At 38.6% G+C, this 18,154-nt stretch carries 15 protein-coding genes; 4 read left to right on the top strand and 11 right to left on the bottom strand.

Going from position 1 to position 18,154, the window contains the following annotated elements:
- Positions 1 to 65: 65 nt before the first annotated feature.
- The 8 genes from ACJJVZ_RS03095 to ACJJVZ_RS03060 form a co-directional block, all read right to left on the bottom strand.
- The gene (locus tag ACJJVZ_RS03095) at positions 66 to 1,142 is read right to left on the bottom strand and encodes a GGDEF domain-containing protein (RefSeq protein WP_405598039.1); all 1,077 of its coding nucleotides are present in this window, start codon (positions 1,140 to 1,142) and stop codon (positions 66 to 68) included.
- Between the two features lie 14 nt (positions 1,143 to 1,156).
- Positions 1,157 to 3,046 carry a methyl-accepting chemotaxis protein gene (locus ACJJVZ_RS03090; RefSeq protein ID WP_405598037.1) on the bottom strand — a complete coding sequence of 630 codons (1,890 nt, stop codon included), beginning with the start codon at positions 3,044 to 3,046 and terminating at the stop codon, positions 1,157 to 1,159.
- A 248-nt stretch (positions 3,047 to 3,294) separates the two neighbouring features.
- Complete coding sequence (locus ACJJVZ_RS03085; RefSeq protein ID WP_405598034.1) at positions 3,295 to 4,548, bottom strand: sugar MFS transporter; 1,254 nt, start codon at positions 4,546 to 4,548, stop codon at positions 3,295 to 3,297.
- Between the two features lie 428 nt (positions 4,549 to 4,976).
- The gene (locus ACJJVZ_RS03080; RefSeq protein WP_405598031.1) at positions 4,977 to 5,870 is read right to left on the bottom strand and encodes a substrate-binding periplasmic protein; all 894 of its coding nucleotides are present in this window, start codon (positions 5,868 to 5,870) and stop codon (positions 4,977 to 4,979) included.
- Between the two features lie 909 nt (positions 5,871 to 6,779).
- Positions 6,780 to 7,292, bottom strand: a complete 513-nt coding sequence (locus tag ACJJVZ_RS03075; RefSeq protein ID WP_405598029.1) for an RNA methyltransferase — start codon at positions 7,290 to 7,292, stop codon at positions 6,780 to 6,782.
- A complete protein-coding gene (locus tag ACJJVZ_RS03070) occupies positions 7,292 to 7,804 on the bottom strand; it encodes a YcgN family cysteine cluster protein (RefSeq protein ID WP_138586654.1) in 513 nt (170 codons plus the stop codon). The genes ACJJVZ_RS03075 and ACJJVZ_RS03070 overlap by 1 nt, the downstream gene beginning before the upstream one ends.
- Positions 7,805 to 7,901: 97 nt before the next feature.
- Positions 7,902 to 9,743: a DUF885 domain-containing protein gene (locus ACJJVZ_RS03065; protein WP_405598027.1), complete on the bottom strand. Its 1,842-nt coding sequence runs from the start codon at positions 9,741 to 9,743 to the stop codon at positions 7,902 to 7,904.
- Positions 9,744 to 9,935: 192 nt separating this feature from the next.
- The gene (locus tag ACJJVZ_RS03060) at positions 9,936 to 10,103 is read right to left on the bottom strand and encodes a hypothetical protein (protein WP_405621581.1); all 168 of its coding nucleotides are present in this window, start codon (positions 10,101 to 10,103) and stop codon (positions 9,936 to 9,938) included.
- A gap of 109 nt (positions 10,104 to 10,212) precedes the next feature.
- Between ACJJVZ_RS03060 and ACJJVZ_RS03055 the strand changes: the two genes are divergently transcribed.
- Positions 10,213 to 11,433: an amidohydrolase family protein gene (locus tag ACJJVZ_RS03055; RefSeq protein ID WP_405598024.1), complete on the top strand. Its 1,221-nt coding sequence runs from the start codon at positions 10,213 to 10,215 to the stop codon at positions 11,431 to 11,433.
- A 253-nt stretch (positions 11,434 to 11,686) separates the two neighbouring features.
- Positions 11,687 to 14,104 carry a TonB-dependent receptor gene (locus tag ACJJVZ_RS03050; RefSeq protein ID WP_405598021.1) on the top strand — a complete coding sequence of 806 codons (2,418 nt, stop codon included), beginning with the start codon at positions 11,687 to 11,689 and terminating at the stop codon, positions 14,102 to 14,104.
- Between the two features lie 99 nt (positions 14,105 to 14,203).
- Here ACJJVZ_RS03050 and adhP read toward each other — a convergent pair whose 3' ends face one another.
- Positions 14,204 to 15,214: an alcohol dehydrogenase AdhP gene (gene adhP / locus ACJJVZ_RS03045; protein ID WP_405598019.1), complete on the bottom strand. Its 1,011-nt coding sequence runs from the start codon at positions 15,212 to 15,214 to the stop codon at positions 14,204 to 14,206.
- A gap of 199 nt (positions 15,215 to 15,413) precedes the next feature.
- Between adhP and ACJJVZ_RS03040 the strand changes: the two genes are divergently transcribed.
- The gene (locus ACJJVZ_RS03040; RefSeq protein ID WP_138586659.1) at positions 15,414 to 15,959 is read left to right on the top strand and encodes a GbsR/MarR family transcriptional regulator; all 546 of its coding nucleotides are present in this window, start codon (positions 15,414 to 15,416) and stop codon (positions 15,957 to 15,959) included.
- A 40-nt stretch (positions 15,960 to 15,999) separates the two neighbouring features.
- Here ACJJVZ_RS03040 and ACJJVZ_RS03035 read toward each other — a convergent pair whose 3' ends face one another.
- Both ACJJVZ_RS03035 and ACJJVZ_RS03030 read right to left on the bottom strand, forming a co-directional pair.
- On the bottom strand, positions 16,000 to 17,016 hold the full coding sequence (locus ACJJVZ_RS03035; protein ID WP_405598017.1) for a lytic transglycosylase domain-containing protein: 1,017 nt from the start codon (positions 17,014 to 17,016) through the stop codon (positions 16,000 to 16,002).
- Positions 17,009 to 17,290, bottom strand: coding sequence for a YcgL domain-containing protein (locus ACJJVZ_RS03030; RefSeq protein WP_405598015.1), 282 nt, complete (start codon positions 17,288 to 17,290; stop codon positions 17,009 to 17,011). Before ACJJVZ_RS03030 ends, ACJJVZ_RS03035 begins: the two co-directional genes overlap by 8 nt.
- A 155-nt stretch (positions 17,291 to 17,445) precedes the next feature.
- Between ACJJVZ_RS03030 and minC the strand changes: the two genes are divergently transcribed.
- Positions 17,446 to 18,150 (top strand): septum site-determining protein MinC, encoded by a 705-nt coding sequence (minC, locus tag ACJJVZ_RS03025; protein ID WP_405598013.1) that lies wholly within the window; start codon positions 17,446 to 17,448, stop codon positions 18,148 to 18,150.
- Positions 18,151 to 18,154: the final 4 nt, after the last annotated feature.

The following is an 18,154-nucleotide window of genomic DNA, read 5'->3' as shown; positions in this document are numbered from 1 at the left end:
GTAAATTCAACGCAGTTAGCGCTAAAAATAGCTGCTCGAGATAGATTTATTATCCAGAGTTCAGGTTAGTTACTAATAGATATCACTTTATTTCGCCCAAGCGCTTTAGCCCTATACAAAAATTCATCCGCTTCTTTTAAGCCTTTGCTATAGCCTTCCACTTCATTTACTTGTGCAACGCCAATGCTACAGGTGATAGTCACTTTTTTATTGTCGTTAGTAATCATTAAATACTTTGCCACACATTCACGAAAGTCATCGGCTAATAAAGTTGCTTCAGCTGATTTGAGTTTTGGTAAAATGACCACAAACTCTTCCCCACCGTAGCGAGATTTTAGAGCAGACGTTGAAAACTGTGATTCGAGTAATTTAGTAAATTCAATCAAAACGGTATCACCAAAGTCATGACCATGTGTATCGTTCAAGAATTTAAAATTATCTAAATCAATTAATAAAATTGAGAAGGGCAAATATTGCTCAGGTCGAGTTTGCGCAAGCTTTAAAAAATGCGAGGTTATAAAACGCCTATTAGCAACACCTGTTAGGGGATCGGTATAAGCGTCTTGTTTTTGTTCAAGCGTAATGTCAGCAATAGCCAAATGACTTTTATGCCTAAAATACTCACCAATAAACGAAAATAAAAAAACAAGAGAGAAAGAAGCTATAAAACGGGTTTTTTCTACATCACCATAACTAACTTGGCCAAAATTGGGACCATATAAAAGCGCAATACAGCAAAGTAGTAAACTTAGGCCCAACCAACAACCAAGCCGCACACCTAAACTCGCGAAGGTTACCACAGGGTAAAACATCAGCCAATACAAAGCAGTGTTTTCTTTTCCACCAGTATAAGTAAGCGCAATACACATAATGAATACAATGATCATACTGATCAATGCGACAATTTCGAGTTTACCTGTTTTTATAAAGTAAATTGCACAACTTATAATTGTAAAGTTCACTATCACCAAAGCAACGGTTAGTATTGGTGGATAAACGCTATAATTTAAAAACACCAGCAGCGTGATCACCACGATTGCAATGCCTATCATAGTAAATAAAGAAAACGCTTGGCGTTGCTTATCTGAACTATAAACACTGTCGATGTTTATTACATTGAGCCAATTTTGTTTATTTACCATGTTTTATGCATTACCTATACTTTAAATTTTTTAACCATGCTGTCTAAATTACTAAACTGTTGCTTAAGCTTAGTGCATTCATTAAGTGTATTATTTAGATTGGCAATACCTTGCTCAGATAGTTCGCTGATAGTGCGAATATCAGTATCTAATATTTTAACAACCTGATTTTGTTCATCTGTTGCATTAGCAACGGTATGGTTGGCATTATTAATTTGTTTTATCGCTTCAATAATTTGTGACATTACATCGCCAACAGCATCCGCTTGTTGAACACTTTTTTCGCTATCCTCTAAACTGGTTTTCATCAGTTCAACAGCTAAATTTGAGCCCTTTTGCAACTGACCAACGGTGTCTTCAATTTCTTGAGTAGATTGCTGAGTTCTGTACGCGAGTTGCCTTACTTCATCCGCAACGACTGCAAACCCTCTACCAGCCTCACCGGCTCGAGCCGCCTCAATTGCAGCATTGAGTGCCAGTAAATTAGTTTGCTCACTGACCCCTTTAATAACTTCGAGAACTTGACCAATACTTGCTGTGTGAGCATTTAGGCTATTTATCGTTTGCTGTGCTTGCTCAATATTGGCAGATAGTTGATGAATACTTGCTACATTATTATTTAATGTTTCCTGGCTCTGCGTGGAGTGTTGATTTGCATCTTTTGCTAACTGAGAGGCATTGCTCGCATTATGAGATATATCCAACGCAGTAGCTGAAAATTGGTTAATAGCTGCCGCTACATTATTAGTACGTTTACTTTGATCATCAAACATTGATAGCGACGAGTGCGTTTGCGAAACCAGACTTGTTATTGCCTCCTCTAATAGTGCTGTTGTGTGTTTTACTTGCTCAATAGAGTGCTGAATTTTTTCAATAAACATGTTAAAAAAATGACTTAGTTCGCCAAATTCATCATCATTTTCGACGACCAAACGGCGTGTTAAATCGCCCTCGCCTTGCGCTATATCTTTAATGGCATCGTTTAATCGATTCATCGGTTGCATTAAATAACGTAACAGCATTTGCATTAAAAGCACAATAACGGCAATACCGATGACCATATATAAAGCCGCCATTTTTCCAAAGCTTGATACACTTTCGAATGCTTTATCTTTATCTATAACCACACCTAAGTACCAGTCAACGTTCTCAATACCGCGTATCTTAGTAAATGAGATTAATTTAGTTTGGCCTTTAACCTCATACTCTGTAAATGTGCTTTGCAAAGGCGTAGCCATACCGAATAATTCAATCGTATTTTTTAAATTAAGTGCGCTATCTGGGTGGCTAAGGACCTGCGCGTTTTCATCAAGTAAAAAGCCATACCCCAAACCTAAAAAGTCAATATCAGCAATAATTTTAGAAACGGTTTGCATATCAATATCAGCACCCGCAACACCGCTAAATTGACCGTTATCTTGTATAGGTACAACGGCTGAAATGGTTAACTCATTTGTAGTTACGTCGATATAAGGAGTGGTAAAAGCCGTATTTGATTTATTCTCTACTAACTTATACCAAGGCCGTGTTGTTGCATCAAAGTCGGGGGGTAAAACAACCGTTTCATCATTTAAAATAAATACACCACTGGATTTACCAATATACGTGTTTTTAAAACTACCGGCTAATTCTGCTGTATTAAGCTGAGATAAGGTAAGTGACTTAGAATCGCCAATTTTATACGTCTTAGCAACAGAGACGACAATTGCAAGTTTAGCATTGAGCCAGCTCGCTATATTTTGTGAAACAGATTCTGAATTTTGCTGTAAAACGAGCGCTAACTGTTGCTGTGTTTCATTGCGCATCGATACATAATTATTAATAGTAAAAAGACCAAGAACGAGCACTAGCACTAGCGATGCTGCAATCGTAACCTTACTTGTAAATTTCAATGAGTTGAACATAAACGCCCTTATTTATTTTTATCTTTATAAGCATTTACATTTTAGCAAGGTTTAGCAAAACATCTTAGTTATTGGGACTTATAAACGTGTAATTAATTAAAAATAAGAATAAAGACTTAAAGCAAGTAACAGGAAACTTGCTGGTCAGGTGTATAGCTTGTTTTGCTCACCCTATTGGAGCGTTCCAAAAATATGTTGTTTTATAAGTGACTGAATACGTATTCAATCACTTATAAAAAAGTCCGTATTTACCACTTTTTAGCTAGGCGTACGACGTTAAATCCGTACCAAGCAATAAATACATAGCAGATCATGGGTATAAAAAAGCTATCTTGTATACTTATCGTATCTGCAATTAAAGCTTGAGCTAATGGTACGAGTGCCCCCCCTACAATCGCTAAACATAACCAACCCGAACCTTTACTCGTGAGCGGCCCAAGTCTTTCAATAGCAACAGAAAAAATAGTCGGAAACATGATCGAATTAAATAAGCCAATCGCAAGTACGGAATATAAAGCAACATCGCCTTGGGTAAAAATAGTGGTCAACAATAATGCAATAACGCAGCAGGCATTAAATGCTATCGCTTTAGAGGGGGCTATTTTTTGCAGTAAAGCTGAGCCTATAAAACGGCCAACCATAGCGCCTCCCCAGTAATAGCTAATCAAAGTAGCGGCTGCATGTTCTTCTAGTCCTGCAATATGAGCCTCTCCAAAATAATTAACTAAAAAACTTCCTATTGCTACCTCACCACCTACATAACAAAAAAGAGCAATAACCCCCATTTTTAAATGTGGTGCTTGCGCCAAAGAGCGTGCTTGATCTCGCTGATTATTTACTTCTTTGTGCGACTCTATTTCAGGAAGTTTAATAAATGCAAATACAATAGCAATAATAAGGAGTGCAGCCGCTAGCATCAAATAAGGGACTTTTACCGATTCAGCTGTAGCTGCAGAGGCCGCAAATGTGCCGGCTGTACCGAAAAACAATAAGCCACCAACATAAGGCCCTACGGTTGTGCCTAATGAATTTAATGCTTGTGCTAAATTAAGGCGTGATGAGGCTGTTTTTTCAGGTCCTAAGGCAGCTACATAAGGGTTAGCTGAAACTTGCAAGACAGTAATACCAGAAGCGAGAACAAATAAAGCGCTTAAAAAGATCCAATATTCATGCACCACTACAGCAGGGTAAAATAATAAACACCCTATAGACGCAACGACGAGCCCTGTTAAAATACCTTTTTTGTAACCTAGTTGTTTAACTAACATCCCTGCCGGAATAGAGACAATAAAGTAAGCCCCAAAAAAGCAGAATTGAATTAACATTGCTTCAAAGTAGCTTAAGTCAAATACCCCCTTTAGGCGTGGTATTAGTACATCGTTTAAAACAGTTATAAACCCCCATAAAAAAAAGAGGGTTGTCATCGCAGTCAGTGGGAACAGGTAATTTTTATTTGGCTGCTCATTGACCGCGAATGGTTGATTTGTATTTAGTTCACTCACGTTGTTTTCACTCCATTAACAAGTTGAAAACGATTTTACATGTTTATCAGCGAATTACACACAAACTAAAAAAGAACGTTCCAATTGTGTGTGGATTTTAATACTAACCTGCTTATAGATGGGGTCTATTTAACGTTAAGAAAATTACACTAGAACTAGGCAAAAGTTTTGTATCCTGGGCGTGTTGACCTTTGTGGATTGAACCCAAAGGGCAGCGCATGTTTGGCATTTATGCTGCGTTATCGCCTATTTATGGGGAACAACCACACTACATGGACTCTGCCTTGCCTAAATACCAAACAGTCTGCTGCAAAATTAATCACGAAAGGTCAACACGCTCTGGTTGTTCTAAATGAAAATTTTTAACGACGTTATAGTGCAATTTAATTCGTTAAATTGATCAAAGATTTATGCAGTTTGGTATAACATCAAGATTGGCATTCATGACTCAAGAAATTGATTAAACGTTCTGTTTCGCCACTATTATGAAACTGATACAAACTGGTATTAATATTATCCAAAATCAGCAGCCAATCGGGAGTCAATTTACTGATTGCAAAATAAAGTGGGTTATATTGCAGCGGTATGGTTTCTTGCGCTAGCGAGCTTAACAAGAATTTTTTTTCAGAGGGGGTTAACGAGGAATATTCTACAGAGAACTTGAGCACAGTCGGATCACCTATAATTAAGTCAACACGTTTCGCTGCCAGTAATTGTACCAGCTGTAAATCATCAACTGCGCTAATAATTTGAAATTCATTATTGTCCATCATAGCATCAAACTCGGGGGTATTTTGGTAACCGCGTACAACCCCTATTTTTTGACCCTTAAGTGATTTTAAATTACCTGAGAACCGATCAACTTCACCTTTTCGTTTTAAAAAAGCAATTTCACCGCCTTTAAATGAATTTGATAAACCCAGTAATTCACGGCGTGTTTTGCCCTGCACATAATCAGAAGGCGCTGTATCTTCAATAAAGTATTCGGGCATGAGTATGTCCGCTTTACCCAGCTCAACATTTCGTACCGCGCGTGCCCAAGGTAAAAACTCAATATAAACGCTGTAACCTTTACTATTTAACAATGCGACTGCAAATTGATAAACCCAACCCTTATTACATAAATGATCGCCAATGTAAGGAGGCCACTCCACGGTAGCAATATGAATTATTTTCTCGGCGTTTTTAGCCTCAAACAGTAAACCCGATTTATGGTTATAGCCAGCTAAAACACGCTTAGTGTTATCATGATAATAATTGATCGACAGATCCGCATAGCTATTAAAGCTAATTAATAAAAAAATAAAAGCTAAGTAGTGCATATAAATCCTAGGGTCTATTGGCCTGTCAGGATTGAAATTTGTTCTATCCAAGGGCGACTAATCACGGCGCAAGGTTTCTAGCCCTGTGGGCTCCATAACCGTTCCTGCGTCACTCTTATGACTTATATCACTATAAGCCCGAGCAAAACTTCCGCGTTCTACTCACATCTTTCACCTACATTCATATAAGCAACAAAGAGTAAATAACCTTTAGATAGAACCCAAAGGGCAGCACATGCTTGCCATTTATGCTGCGTTATCGCCTATATATGGGAAGTAATACCAATCTGCTTATATATGGGGTCTATTTAATGTTAAGAAAATTACGCTAGAACCAGGCAAAAGTTTTTGTATCTAGTTGTTCTAAATAAAAAACTTTTAACGACGTTATAGTGCAATTTAATTCGTTAAATTGTTCAAAGATTTATGCTTATTTGGTATAACCACACCAAATAATCACTGCTTTACCTAAAAGGTCAACAGGCCCTAATATAAAGCGACGTTTTTAGTGTAGATCGTAATAAAATTTTTGCAGGAATGTGCTTGGTTATATTTTCAAAACTGAAGAAATCAAGGCTTTCATCAGTCAAATAATAATTAAGGCAAGCCCTTTGCTTGATTAGCCAAAATATTTCATATAATTACTAGACCGTGTTGACCTTTGTAGATTGAAATTTGTTCAATCTAGGGGCGATTTAATCGCGGCGCGAGGTTTGTAATCTAGTGGGCTAAGTAAAAACCGAGCAAAGCTTCCGCATCCTGCTCACGCCTCTTACCTACATCCATGTAGGCAACAAAGAGTTAATCGTCCCTAGAAAAAACCAAAAGGGCAGCGCATGTTTAACCTCGAAAGATAAACAGACTTAGCCTTTGTATTTAACCGAAACGGAGGGCAAGAGCTAGTACGCCCTACTTTTTTTGCCATTTCATTTTGTTATTGGTATCACGGGAGCTAATAATAGTTGTGTCGCTACTTTCAACGCCGCCTAATTTAGCTAAGCGATCATATAAAACAACATTGCAAGTAGCAGCTAAGTTCATACAGCCGATAGTCGGAATATAAACCACTTCATCGCACCACTTTAAAACCTCTTTGGGGATAGAGCCATCTTCAGGGCCAAATACATAAAATGCGTTTTTAGGATGCACAAAATCAGGCAGCGGTGTAGCACCTTCAATTAGCTCAATAACAACAACTGTTGCACCCTTTGGCTTCACTTTTTCTAAACTATCCGTTTCAGTTAAAGGGATACGCTCAACCACATTTTTTGTATCGGTATGAAATTTTTTAGCGTTTAAATAACGATTACCTGTAAAAAAAACTTGGCTCGCGTTGTAACACCCTGCAGCACGAAGTACACCGCCAACATTAGTAGGGCTTTTTGGATTAATTAAACCAATTACAGCTTGTTGTTTGCTCATTAATCAGCGTCCTTTGTAGGCCACTCTGCAATGTATAAATCAAAATCATCGAGTTTTACGTCGCAATCTTTTACTGTTTTATCTTTTACAGAAATACCTAATTGATGCATCTTCGTTTTATCACCACTGTTTAATAGCGGATGCCAAGAAGCCAAGCCGCGACCTTCGTGTAAGCGTCGGTAACTACAGCTTTGAGGCATAAAGAAAATGTCTTTTAGGTTTTCTTTGGTAAGCTTTACACAAGAAGGTACAAGGGTTTGGCGGTTTTCGTACTCGCTACAACCACACGTGTTGTTATCCAGGTACTGGCACACAATATTAGTAAATATTAATTGCTCGCCTTCACGTAGTTGATCGGTTGCAGTAAATTCGTCTTCATCTTCACTATCAATAAAGGTATTTAAACAACATTTACCGCACCCATCACAAATGGCTTCCCATTCGTTTTGGCTCATGTCGCTTAAGCTTTTTTTAAGCCAAAATTGTGTATTTGCTAATTGTTGATCAAACATAGTTTACTCGCGCCCCCTAAAGAGCGCGCATTCTAACGTATTGCTGCAAATGGCGCAAAGCCAATACCCTTTAAAAATACTATCTTTGCGCTACAAATTAGCGTTGGGATTTAACCCAACGCTTAATTTTTTCTTCTAAAATTGGCATCGGCAATGCCCCATCGATTAATATTTGTGTATGAAACGCTTTAATATCAAACTGATCACCGAGCTCTTTTTTACAGTATTCACGCAGCTCTTGAATTTTAAATTGCCCTAACTTATAAGAAAGTGCTTGCCCAGGCCATGCGATATAACGTTCCACTTCAGCAACAACGTCGCTTTTTGCCATAGACGAATTAGCAAGCATGTAGTCAATCCCCTGCTGACGCGTCCACCCTTTTGCATGAAAACCGGTATCAAGCACTAAACGCATAGCACGTAATTGCTCATCAGATAAACGGCCATACCACATATAAGGGTCGGTAAATAAACCAAGCTCTTTACCTAGACTTTCAGCGTACAGAGCCCAGCCTTCAGCAAATACGGTGTAACCACCAAATTTTCTGAAATTAGGTAAACCTTCTATTTCTTGCTGTAGCGCAATTTGAAAGTGGTGTCCTGGGGCAGCTTCATGAATCGATAAAGTTTCGAGTAAAAATTTAGGCTGTGCTTTTAAGTTAAAGGTATTGATATAAAAAATGCCTGGACGAGAGCCATCTGGTGCGGGAGATGAGTAAGACGCCCCTGCAGCCGACTGTGCTCGGTATGCTTCAACCGGCTTCACTACATAAGGTGCTTTTGGGGCGACATCGAACAATAAGGGGACACGTGCATCTATCTTTTTCTTAACGTTTTCGTACGCTGCAACAAGTTCATCCGCTGTATCAAAGTAAAACTCATCTGAATCTCGTAAGTGAATAAAAAATGCAGCTAAGTCATCTTTAAAACCGACTGTCTCTTTTACTTTTTTCATTTCACTTAAAATACGCGACACTTCACTCAAACCAATTTCATGAATTTCGTCAGCGGATAAGCTCAGTGTGGTATTTTTTTTAATTTTGTGTTCGTACCATGCCTTTCCATTTGGTAAATCGCTATAGCCTACTGTTTCTCGGCTATTAGGAATATATTGCTCAACTAAGAACTGACTCATGCTGTTATAGGCAGGTACTAAACGCTGCATAATTAGCTCACGATATTGTGCGGTAATATCTTCTTTTTGCTGTGCACTGAACGATTCTGGTAGGTTTTTAATTGGCCCCCAAAATAACGAATCCTCGGCTTTTGTCACAACATGCGCTTTAAACTGTGGGGCAAGTTTTTGTGCAAGAGGTTTAGGCAACACCACCCCTAACTCAATGCCTTGAGCCATTGATTTCTCAACACTTGCTAGCCACTTAATAAAACCATCGCTACGGGTTAGAAAATGAAGATAGTCATCGGGCGTTTTAAATGGCTGTGCACTTTGTCCTGAGCCAAAGCCCGCATAGGTATTATGTGCGCCCGACATTTGATTAATAGGCAATAAATAATCAGGGAATTGCATACCTTCTAGCTTCAATGCTAAATCACGATTTAATATTTCGTAACTTAATAATGCTTGCCCGCTTAGCTGAGCTTGATCAATATATGCTAATCGTTGTTGATATTTTTTATAAAAAGCCGCTTTTTTATCACGATTGTGTTGTGAGATTTCAGCAGTAAATTTATCGTTAAATTCACTACGACCATTATAGGTTGCGCTGATTGGGCTAAATGTAAGAGACTCATCGTAATATTGTGCAACAAGCACATCAAGTTGTTGCTGGGCAGAAAGTTCTGAAATAATACTTGCTGGATCGTTTGTTGTAGTTGGCGCAGTACTGTTACTAGCACTTGCGTTAAGCTCTGTATTAATGCAACCAGTTAATGTAAACATTACACCGCTGGCTACTAAAGCTAATTTAATTAATTTCATGATAATCCTTTTAAAATTTGCCCGCTGATTATGAGCATTAATAGTGACTAAATAAAGAAATTACGACAGATTACGTTCATCGCTATTTATTTGCTCTTTTAATTAAGCTTGGTACAGTCAAGGAAGTTCCTACTTTCTCTATAAGAAGAATAAAATGAAAAAACACCTGCTGTCAGGGTAATCCCCCCATTTTTAATGGAGGCTATCTGTAGAATTTCCGTTGTTTAACTTTTCCAGTTTTTGTATGGGTGTTATCCCACCTATGCCCATGTTAGGGCGTTCATTATTATAAGTCCATAACCATTCTGCTTGTTTTAAAATGGCAAGGATCTGACTGTCTGTAAAATGTGCTTTTTTCATAATTTTCTCCTGTGTTTACAATAAGAGAAAATTCTACATTTGGCATCTATTATTTTTAGGGAGGATTACCTCAGCTTCTATCACATTATTGTGTTTAACGAGCTTGAATGTGCACGCCGTAACTTATATATCGGCAAAAGCCATGCTAGATGTAGAAAACGGTACGTTAATACAATCGCCATTAATTACCATTGATAATGGCATGATCATATCCATAGAACGCAATAAAAAACCAACGCTCACCAAAACAGATAAGTTAATTGATTTACCAGCGCTAACGCTACTTCCAGGTTTAATGGATATGCATGTGCATTTAACAAGCGATCCTACGGTTCCTCGCAGTGAACGGTTAGGGCAGTCAGTGCCACGTATGGCGATTAAGGCCGCTCATTTTGCAAAAAAAACTCTCGAAGCCGGATTTACAACGGTGCTTAATGTTGGCGCTGAAGGTTATAGTGTAATAGCAGTACGTGATGGTATAAATGCAGGTGATATTGTTGGCCCACGTATTTGGGCTGCAGGACCAGCACTGGGCATTACAGGTGGGCATTGTGATAACAACCGCCTTCCGCCAGAACTTAAATATACATCAACCGGTATAGCAGATGGCCCTTGGGCTGCACGTATAAAAGTGCGTGAGAACATAAAGTATGGTGCAAATGCGATTAAGTTTTGTGCCACGGGTGGTGTGTTTTCAAAAGGCACTAAAGTAGGCGTACAGCAATATTCTTTTGAAGAAATGAAAGCCATTGTCGATGAAGCTCACATGCGAGATTTACCCGTAGCCGCGCATGCACACGGAACAAGCGGAATAAAAACGGCTATTAAAGCAGGCGTTGATAGTGTTGAACACGCCAGCTTTTTAGACGACGAAGCAATAGCGCTTGCAAAAAAGCACGGTACTTGGCTCTCTATGGACATTTACAATACCGAATACACGCTGAGCTTTGGTGAGCAAAACGGCGTTGACGAAGAAAACCTCAAAAAAGAACGCCAAGTATCTAAAAAACAACGCGATAGCTTTAGCCGTGCGGTTAAAGCTGGCGTTAAAATGGTGTTTGGTACCGATGCTGCGATTTACCCGCATGGAGATAATGCAAAACAGTTTAGCCGCATGGTTGAATTTGGTATGACAGAGCTGCAGGCAATCCAAGCATCAACGATTAATAGCGCGAAACTATTAAAAATGGATGATCAGTTAGGACAAATTAAAACAGGCTTTGCCGCAGATTTAATTGCTGTAAAAGGCAACCCATTAAAAAACATCGCCTTATTAGAGCAAATTCCTTTTGTAATGAAAGCAGGCATTATTTATAAAGAAAATAAATAATAAAATAAAGGCGGTGTACTCTCAGTGCACGCCTTTATTATTTTTTAAAGCCAGCGTGTTTATTCCCTTATATACATCTCAACTTGAACTAAATGTTAACTAGTTTAAATTAAAGTTGCTTAAAAAGCGTTTAAAGCTCAAATATCAATCAAACAGTTCTATTTTAAAAAAATAATTGAACTTTTTATTCACTTTAAAAATAATAACCATTATCATTCGCGCAAATTTGTTAAATGCGAATAATTATCACCCCATGAAAAAATTTAAATACTCACTACTTACTCTTGCATGCTTAAATGCACAGGCAGCTATTGCAGTTACCACAGCGGAAGAAGACATTGAACGTATAAGCGTGTACGAAAAACAAAACCGCGTTGTTATGAGTTCAGGACTTGCGACTAAATCTGACATGTCGTTAATGGAAACGCCAGCACCGGTTGTGATTATTGACCGAGAACTCATTGAATCTCAAGGCGTTGACAATTTACAAGATTTAGTAAGAAACGTGAGTGGCTTAACACAAGCTGGAAACAACTACGGCATTGGTGATAATTTAATCGTTCGTGGTTTAGGCGCTAACTACACCTACGATGGCATGTATGGTGGTGCAGGACTTGGCAACACATTTAACCCTACGCGTTCGTTGACCAATGTGGACTCTGTCGAAATATTAAAAGGCCCTGCAACGGGTTTATACGGTATGGGCAGTGCCGGTGGCGTCATTAATTTAATAGAAAAAAAACCTGAGTTTAACGAAAATCACAAAGTGGCTGTCGAGCTTGGTCAGTGGGATAGTTATGCACTGTCTGTTGATAGCACAAATGCGATTACCGAAGATTTAGCGTACCGTGTTGTTGCTAAAACAGCATCAAGCAATGGCTTTCGTGATTTAAAAGAAAACCGTGATGAAATTTTTACGTCATTAAAATATGTATTTAGTGATAAGCAAAACATCATGCTTTCAGCTGCATACATTAAAGATGCGATTGCGGTTGACTCTATCGGTCACCCTATTCGTATATTCAACTCTGCGTCGGTAAATGGTCTAACAGCAGGAGAAGTAACTGGTGCCGATTTAGTAAATGATACCACATCAGCAGGTTTACAACTCAATGAATCACAACGCGACCAATTAGCAAGTTCGTTATCTGCATCAGATGGCTTAACGCCTTATAGCTTTGGCACAAACGGTATTATTTCACCGATGGCTAAAGATAACGAAGGTGAAGAACTGCGTTTTAAATTAACGCATAACTATTACATTACCGACGATTTGTTTTTAAATCAGCAGTTACAATATCGTAATTACACATCAAGTTTTGCACGCCAAACAGGTGCTTATAACTATGTATATTGGGATCGTAGAGGGGTAATTAATCAAGATCCAAGAGCGCCATTAGTGGTTGACGATGTACTTTACCCTTTTGCAGCTCGCCGACAAGAATATCGTCAAGTTGAAGCGGATGAAAAGTCGTGGCAATATTTTGCTGATTTACGCTATGACTTTATGTTGGGCGGCGTAGACAATGAGCTACTTTTAAACGCAAATTATGAAGATCGTGATATCCGCTTTGAGCAATATTCAATTTACGATAAAGACTATATTATTAGAGATAAAAACAAAGCAATTAGTTACCAGGGTAAGCTTCCGTACATTTTTGATATTAGAAACCCAAACTGGCCAACAGGTAACTTTGAAGATTACGATCCACTTAAAACAAGTAATTACAATAAAAAAGTACAAGCATGGGGCTTAGGTATTCAACATGTAGCGTATATAAATGATCAATTTACTACGCGTATTGGTGCGGCCTATAACCAAATTAAACAAAGCTATGAACACCTTGGCGTTGATGCGCGTTATAGACAGAGCCTTGCAGCACCTAAGCCTAAAGCGAATACCTCTGACGGAGGTTTGACGTATAACTTAGGCGCAACATATCAACCTAATGAAGACCTATCTATTTTTGTCAACCACTCGAAAGGCCGGACGGCTTATAGTGTTTTAGGCACAGTGACAGGTAACGAAGCCGACCGAAAAGATTCTGAATCATTAAGTAATGATTTAGGGGTTCGTTTCAAGGCATTTGATGATCAATTACTTGCCTCAGTTGTTATATTTGAAAGCGCTCGTACAAACCTACAATACAGTAACCCACTGTATGAAGCTGGCGTATCAGCCCCGAATGTCAGCGAAAACTTTTTTGACGGTAAAGAAGAGACCAAAGGTATTGAGCTTGATTTAAACGCGTACTTAAACGATAAGTGGAAAATCAACTTAAACAGTGTTTACCAAGATGCCCGCGACAAAAAGAATCCAAATAGCAGCAGCTACGATACGCGTCAAAAAGGCGTACCGTATGTAACAGCAAGTACGTGGGTGACTTACTACGCGAATATGTTTGACTTACCTCAAGCGATAAATATTAGCGGCGGTGTGTCATATGTTGCACAGCGTAGCACTAACTCAACATCATTTGGTATTCCTGATGGTTATGTACCAAGTTACATACTTTACGATACCGCTGTTTCGTACACTACAGACAAATGGCATATACAATTAAACCTAAATAACCTATTTAATAAAAAGTATTATTCAAAAGCAATGTTTCTAGGTGGTATGCCAGGGGAAGAGCGCAATGCGAAGCTAAGCTTTAGTTATACACTTTAATAGTTTAAACAATTAAAAAGCACGGTATGCTAATTCAGACACCGTGCTTTTTTGTATGTAAAAAGACTTATACCAATCTGCTTATATATGGGTCTAATATTAAATCGTAACTACTATGCGACCATTAATTTCACCTTTGATCATATCGTCAAAAATTTCATTAATATCCTCTAAGCGTTTTTCTTCAATAATTGCTTTAACTTTGCCCTGTGCAGCAAACTCTAAACATTCTTGTAAATCTTTACGAGTACCAACAATAGAGCCAACTACCGAGACTCCATTAAGCACGGTATCAAAAATAGGCAACGGCATATCCTCTGGAGGTAACCCCACTAATACACATTTACCACCACGGCGTACACTCTTATAAGCTTGTTCAAACCCCGCTTTTGATACCGCAGTACACACAACGCCGTGCGCGCCACCTACTTGCTCAAAGATAGCGTCGCTCGGAACCACCTTTTTAAAATCGAGTGTTATATCGGCACCGAGTTCTTTAGCAAGCGCAAGCTTTTCTTTGCCGGTATCAACGGCTATAACGTTAAAGCCCATCGCTTTGGCATATTGCACAGCTAAATGCCCAAGCCCGCCCACACCAACAATAGCAACCCATTGGCCAGGTTTCGCATCTGATACTTTTAATGCTTTATACGTTGTAACGCCTGCGCAAAATAGCGGCGCAGCTTCAGAAAACCCAAGTTCATCGGGTATTTTTACAGCGTAGTCTCCGTGCGCTAAACAATACTCTGCATAGCTGCCATCAATAGAATAACCAGTATTATGCTGCGATAAACACAGTGTTTCTTTACCATCGAGACAAAATTCACAGTGCCCACAAGCACTGTATAACCAAGGAATACCAACTCTATCCCCTACTTTAAGATGCTTTATATTACTGCCTAGCTTTTCAATAACCCCAACACCTTCATGGCCTGGTACTAATGGCATTTTTGGTTTAACGGGCCAATCACCATGACACGCGTGTAAATCTGTGTGACAAACACCGCAGGCTGCTATTTTTACCAGTACATCATTAACACCCACCTCAGGAATAGGCAGATCTGTGATTTCTAATTTACCTTTAAATTCATTATTTATTGCAGCTTTCATAATCATTCCATCCTGTGTAAGAAATAGTAAAAAACATGTATTCGTCACTTTTTTACAACATAACTTAACCTAGAGCGATACACGTTAATCTAAATCAAACTTTAGTAATAAATAATGTATTTAAGGGACGCTAAGATCTTGCTATCCAAAATCAGCGTGCTAGCATTTAGTTTCTGAAATTATTGAAAGTTAATAAGCTATGAGTTTATCCGAAAAGAATTTTGCCTTTGTAATGCATTGTGGTGAAATGGGCAGCCGCTGGGGGTTCAATCGCACAATCGGGCAAATGTGTGGCTTGCTGATTATCACTAAAAACCCAATGACAGCCAATGAAATTGCCGACGCATTAAGTATTTCCCGTGGGAATGTGAGTATGGGTATTAAAGAATTACAATCGTGGCAGTTAATTAGAGTGCAGCATATTCCAGGCGATCGAAAAGAATACTACGCCCCAGCGGGTGATATTTGGGATATGGCCAATCGTGTATTTGAAGAGCGAAAAAAACGAGAAATTGAACCTACACTTACTTTACTGCGCGACAATTTATTAGACAAAGCTATCAATGACGATGAAATTTATGCTCAAAAGCAAATGGGCGAAATTCATAACCTACTTGAAACCGTGACCAAATGGTCATCCGAGCTACAACGCTTAACGCCTGAGCAGCTTAATAAACTGATGAAGCTTGGATCAGGAATAGGTAAAGTTATTGACTTAAAAGATAAAATATTTAAAAAAGAATAAAGCCGCCACTGCGGCTTTATTTATTCATGCATTTAAATAATTAAATTTTTGGGTAAGCAATTTTATCTGATAAATAACCTACGCTGGTTGCAAAGTAATAAGAGCGATTCCAATGCATAAACACTTTGTAATTATCGTAGGCTAGATACATGCGGCCATTAATGTCATCAGGCATAACAAGTGCAGCACGCACATTAACATTGGGTAGGTCGCGCCCATCCGCTCTGCGAACACCTAAGGCTTGCCAATCGGCTAATGAACGCTCAGAATCATTCCAGTATTCTAGCCATTGTTTACGTGTTTTTGTGCCACGCACCAAAATATATTTACTATCAAAATGGTCAGGCAATTGAACTTGGCGACCCCATGTAAGAGAATCGTTCCAACCTTCTTGCTTTAAATAATTAGCAATTGAAGCAAACGCATCTTCTTTTGTGGTCCAAATATCTTTGCGGCCATCATTATTGTAATCAACCGCATAGGCATTAAATGAGGTAGGCATAAATTGCGTTTGCCCCATAGCACCTGCCCAAGAGCCTTTAAATTTATCTAATGTAATATGACCTGATTTTAAAATATCGAGTGCTGCCCATAGCTGGCGTTTATAAAGCGCTTCTCGGCGACCATCGAATGCAAGCGTAACAAGCGATGAAATTACATTGTGCCCGCCTTGTATTGCACCAAAGTTACTCTCAAGGCCCCAAAGAGCCACGATAAAACGTGCCTGTACACCATACTCTTTAGCAACTTGTTCAAGTATGTCTTTATTTTCAGCATACAGCTTTCGTGCACGATCAATTTTCCACTGCGGTACACGTTTGGGTAAATAGGTTTTTAGTGTTTCTTTGACTTCAGGCTGATTTTTATCAGCTGACACTACTTTTTCTTTGTATGCTGCTGTTGCAAACGCGTCATCTATAAGTTTGGCTTCATAGCCTTTTGCAATAGCTTCTTGTTTTAAATTAGTTATATAGTCTTTAAATTCAGCTTGTGTTTTTGCCATTACAGATGAGCTTAGGCACAGTCCACATAATACGACTACCAGTTTTTTAATCACTATCGACTCCATTTTGTTTTCGTAGTTCACTTAACAGATTTTGTTCCGGTGGGGGAAGTTGTAAATAATAGCCCTGATCAGTTAATGCACTTTTAACTGCTTCTAAATCAGACCCCCCTAAATGGTCACGCTTTGCTAAGTTGATGATCATTACATAATGAGGTTGACCGAAGGTAGCCATTAAAGGTTCAGGTACTTTGCTAAAATCATCTCTTTTTTCGACAAATAAGAAAGTATCCGCTTTTTTCTTACTTTTATATACTGCAGTGAGCATTATGGCCCTATAAATTCTTGCTTAACAATGCTGCACACTATAACATGAGAGTAATAATAAGTTAGAAATATTAGATTATAAATTTCAATAAAGGCCTTATTCAGCCTGCGTTTATCTAAAATTATTTTCTGATCAGACAATTCAATTGAGCGTGTATGTCAGACCAAATTTTTGAGCTAAAAGGAAATCTTTTTACGTTATCAGTTTTACATCTTTATAGTACTGATATAAACCTATTAGCAGAACAACTGTATATCAAAATTGCCCAGGCCCCTAAATTTTTTGAAGGTGCGCCTATCGTTGTCAATTTAATTGAGATAAAAAACAGTACTCTTGATTTTGTACATTTAAAGTCATTAATAGAACGTATGAGTTTTAATGCTGTTGGTGTGTGTAATGGCTCCGACGAGCAACATGCACAAGCTAAAGTAGCGGGCCTATCTGTATTAAATTATTCACAGGATGTTAAGAGTGAACCTGTTAAACAGGAGCCTAATACATCAATTGTCGAAAAAAATGTAATATTACCGGCACAAATTATTAACGGTACAGTGCGTTCTGGTCAGCAAGTATATGCAAAAGACAGGGACCTCATCGTATTGGGTGCGGTAAGTCATGGTGCGGAAGTAATCGCCGATGGCAATGTACACATATATGGAACCCTTCGTGGACGAGCGATTGCCGGCGCGAAAGGATTAAAAAATGCACACATTTTTTGTCAACGATTAGAAGCAGAACTTGTTTCTATAAATGGCAATTACTGGATCAGTGATTCGCTTCAAGGTGAACACTGGGGAAATGCTGTGCAAATACAACAAAAAAATGATTCATTAGAAATTTCAGCTTTGGTTAAAGGATAAATCT

Source organism: Pseudoalteromonas sp. Ld19, assembly GCF_045064135.1.
Classification (GTDB): Bacteria; Pseudomonadota; Gammaproteobacteria; order Enterobacterales; family Alteromonadaceae; genus Pseudoalteromonas; species Pseudoalteromonas aliena.
This window is presented reverse-complemented; position numbering and strand designations above follow the sequence as displayed.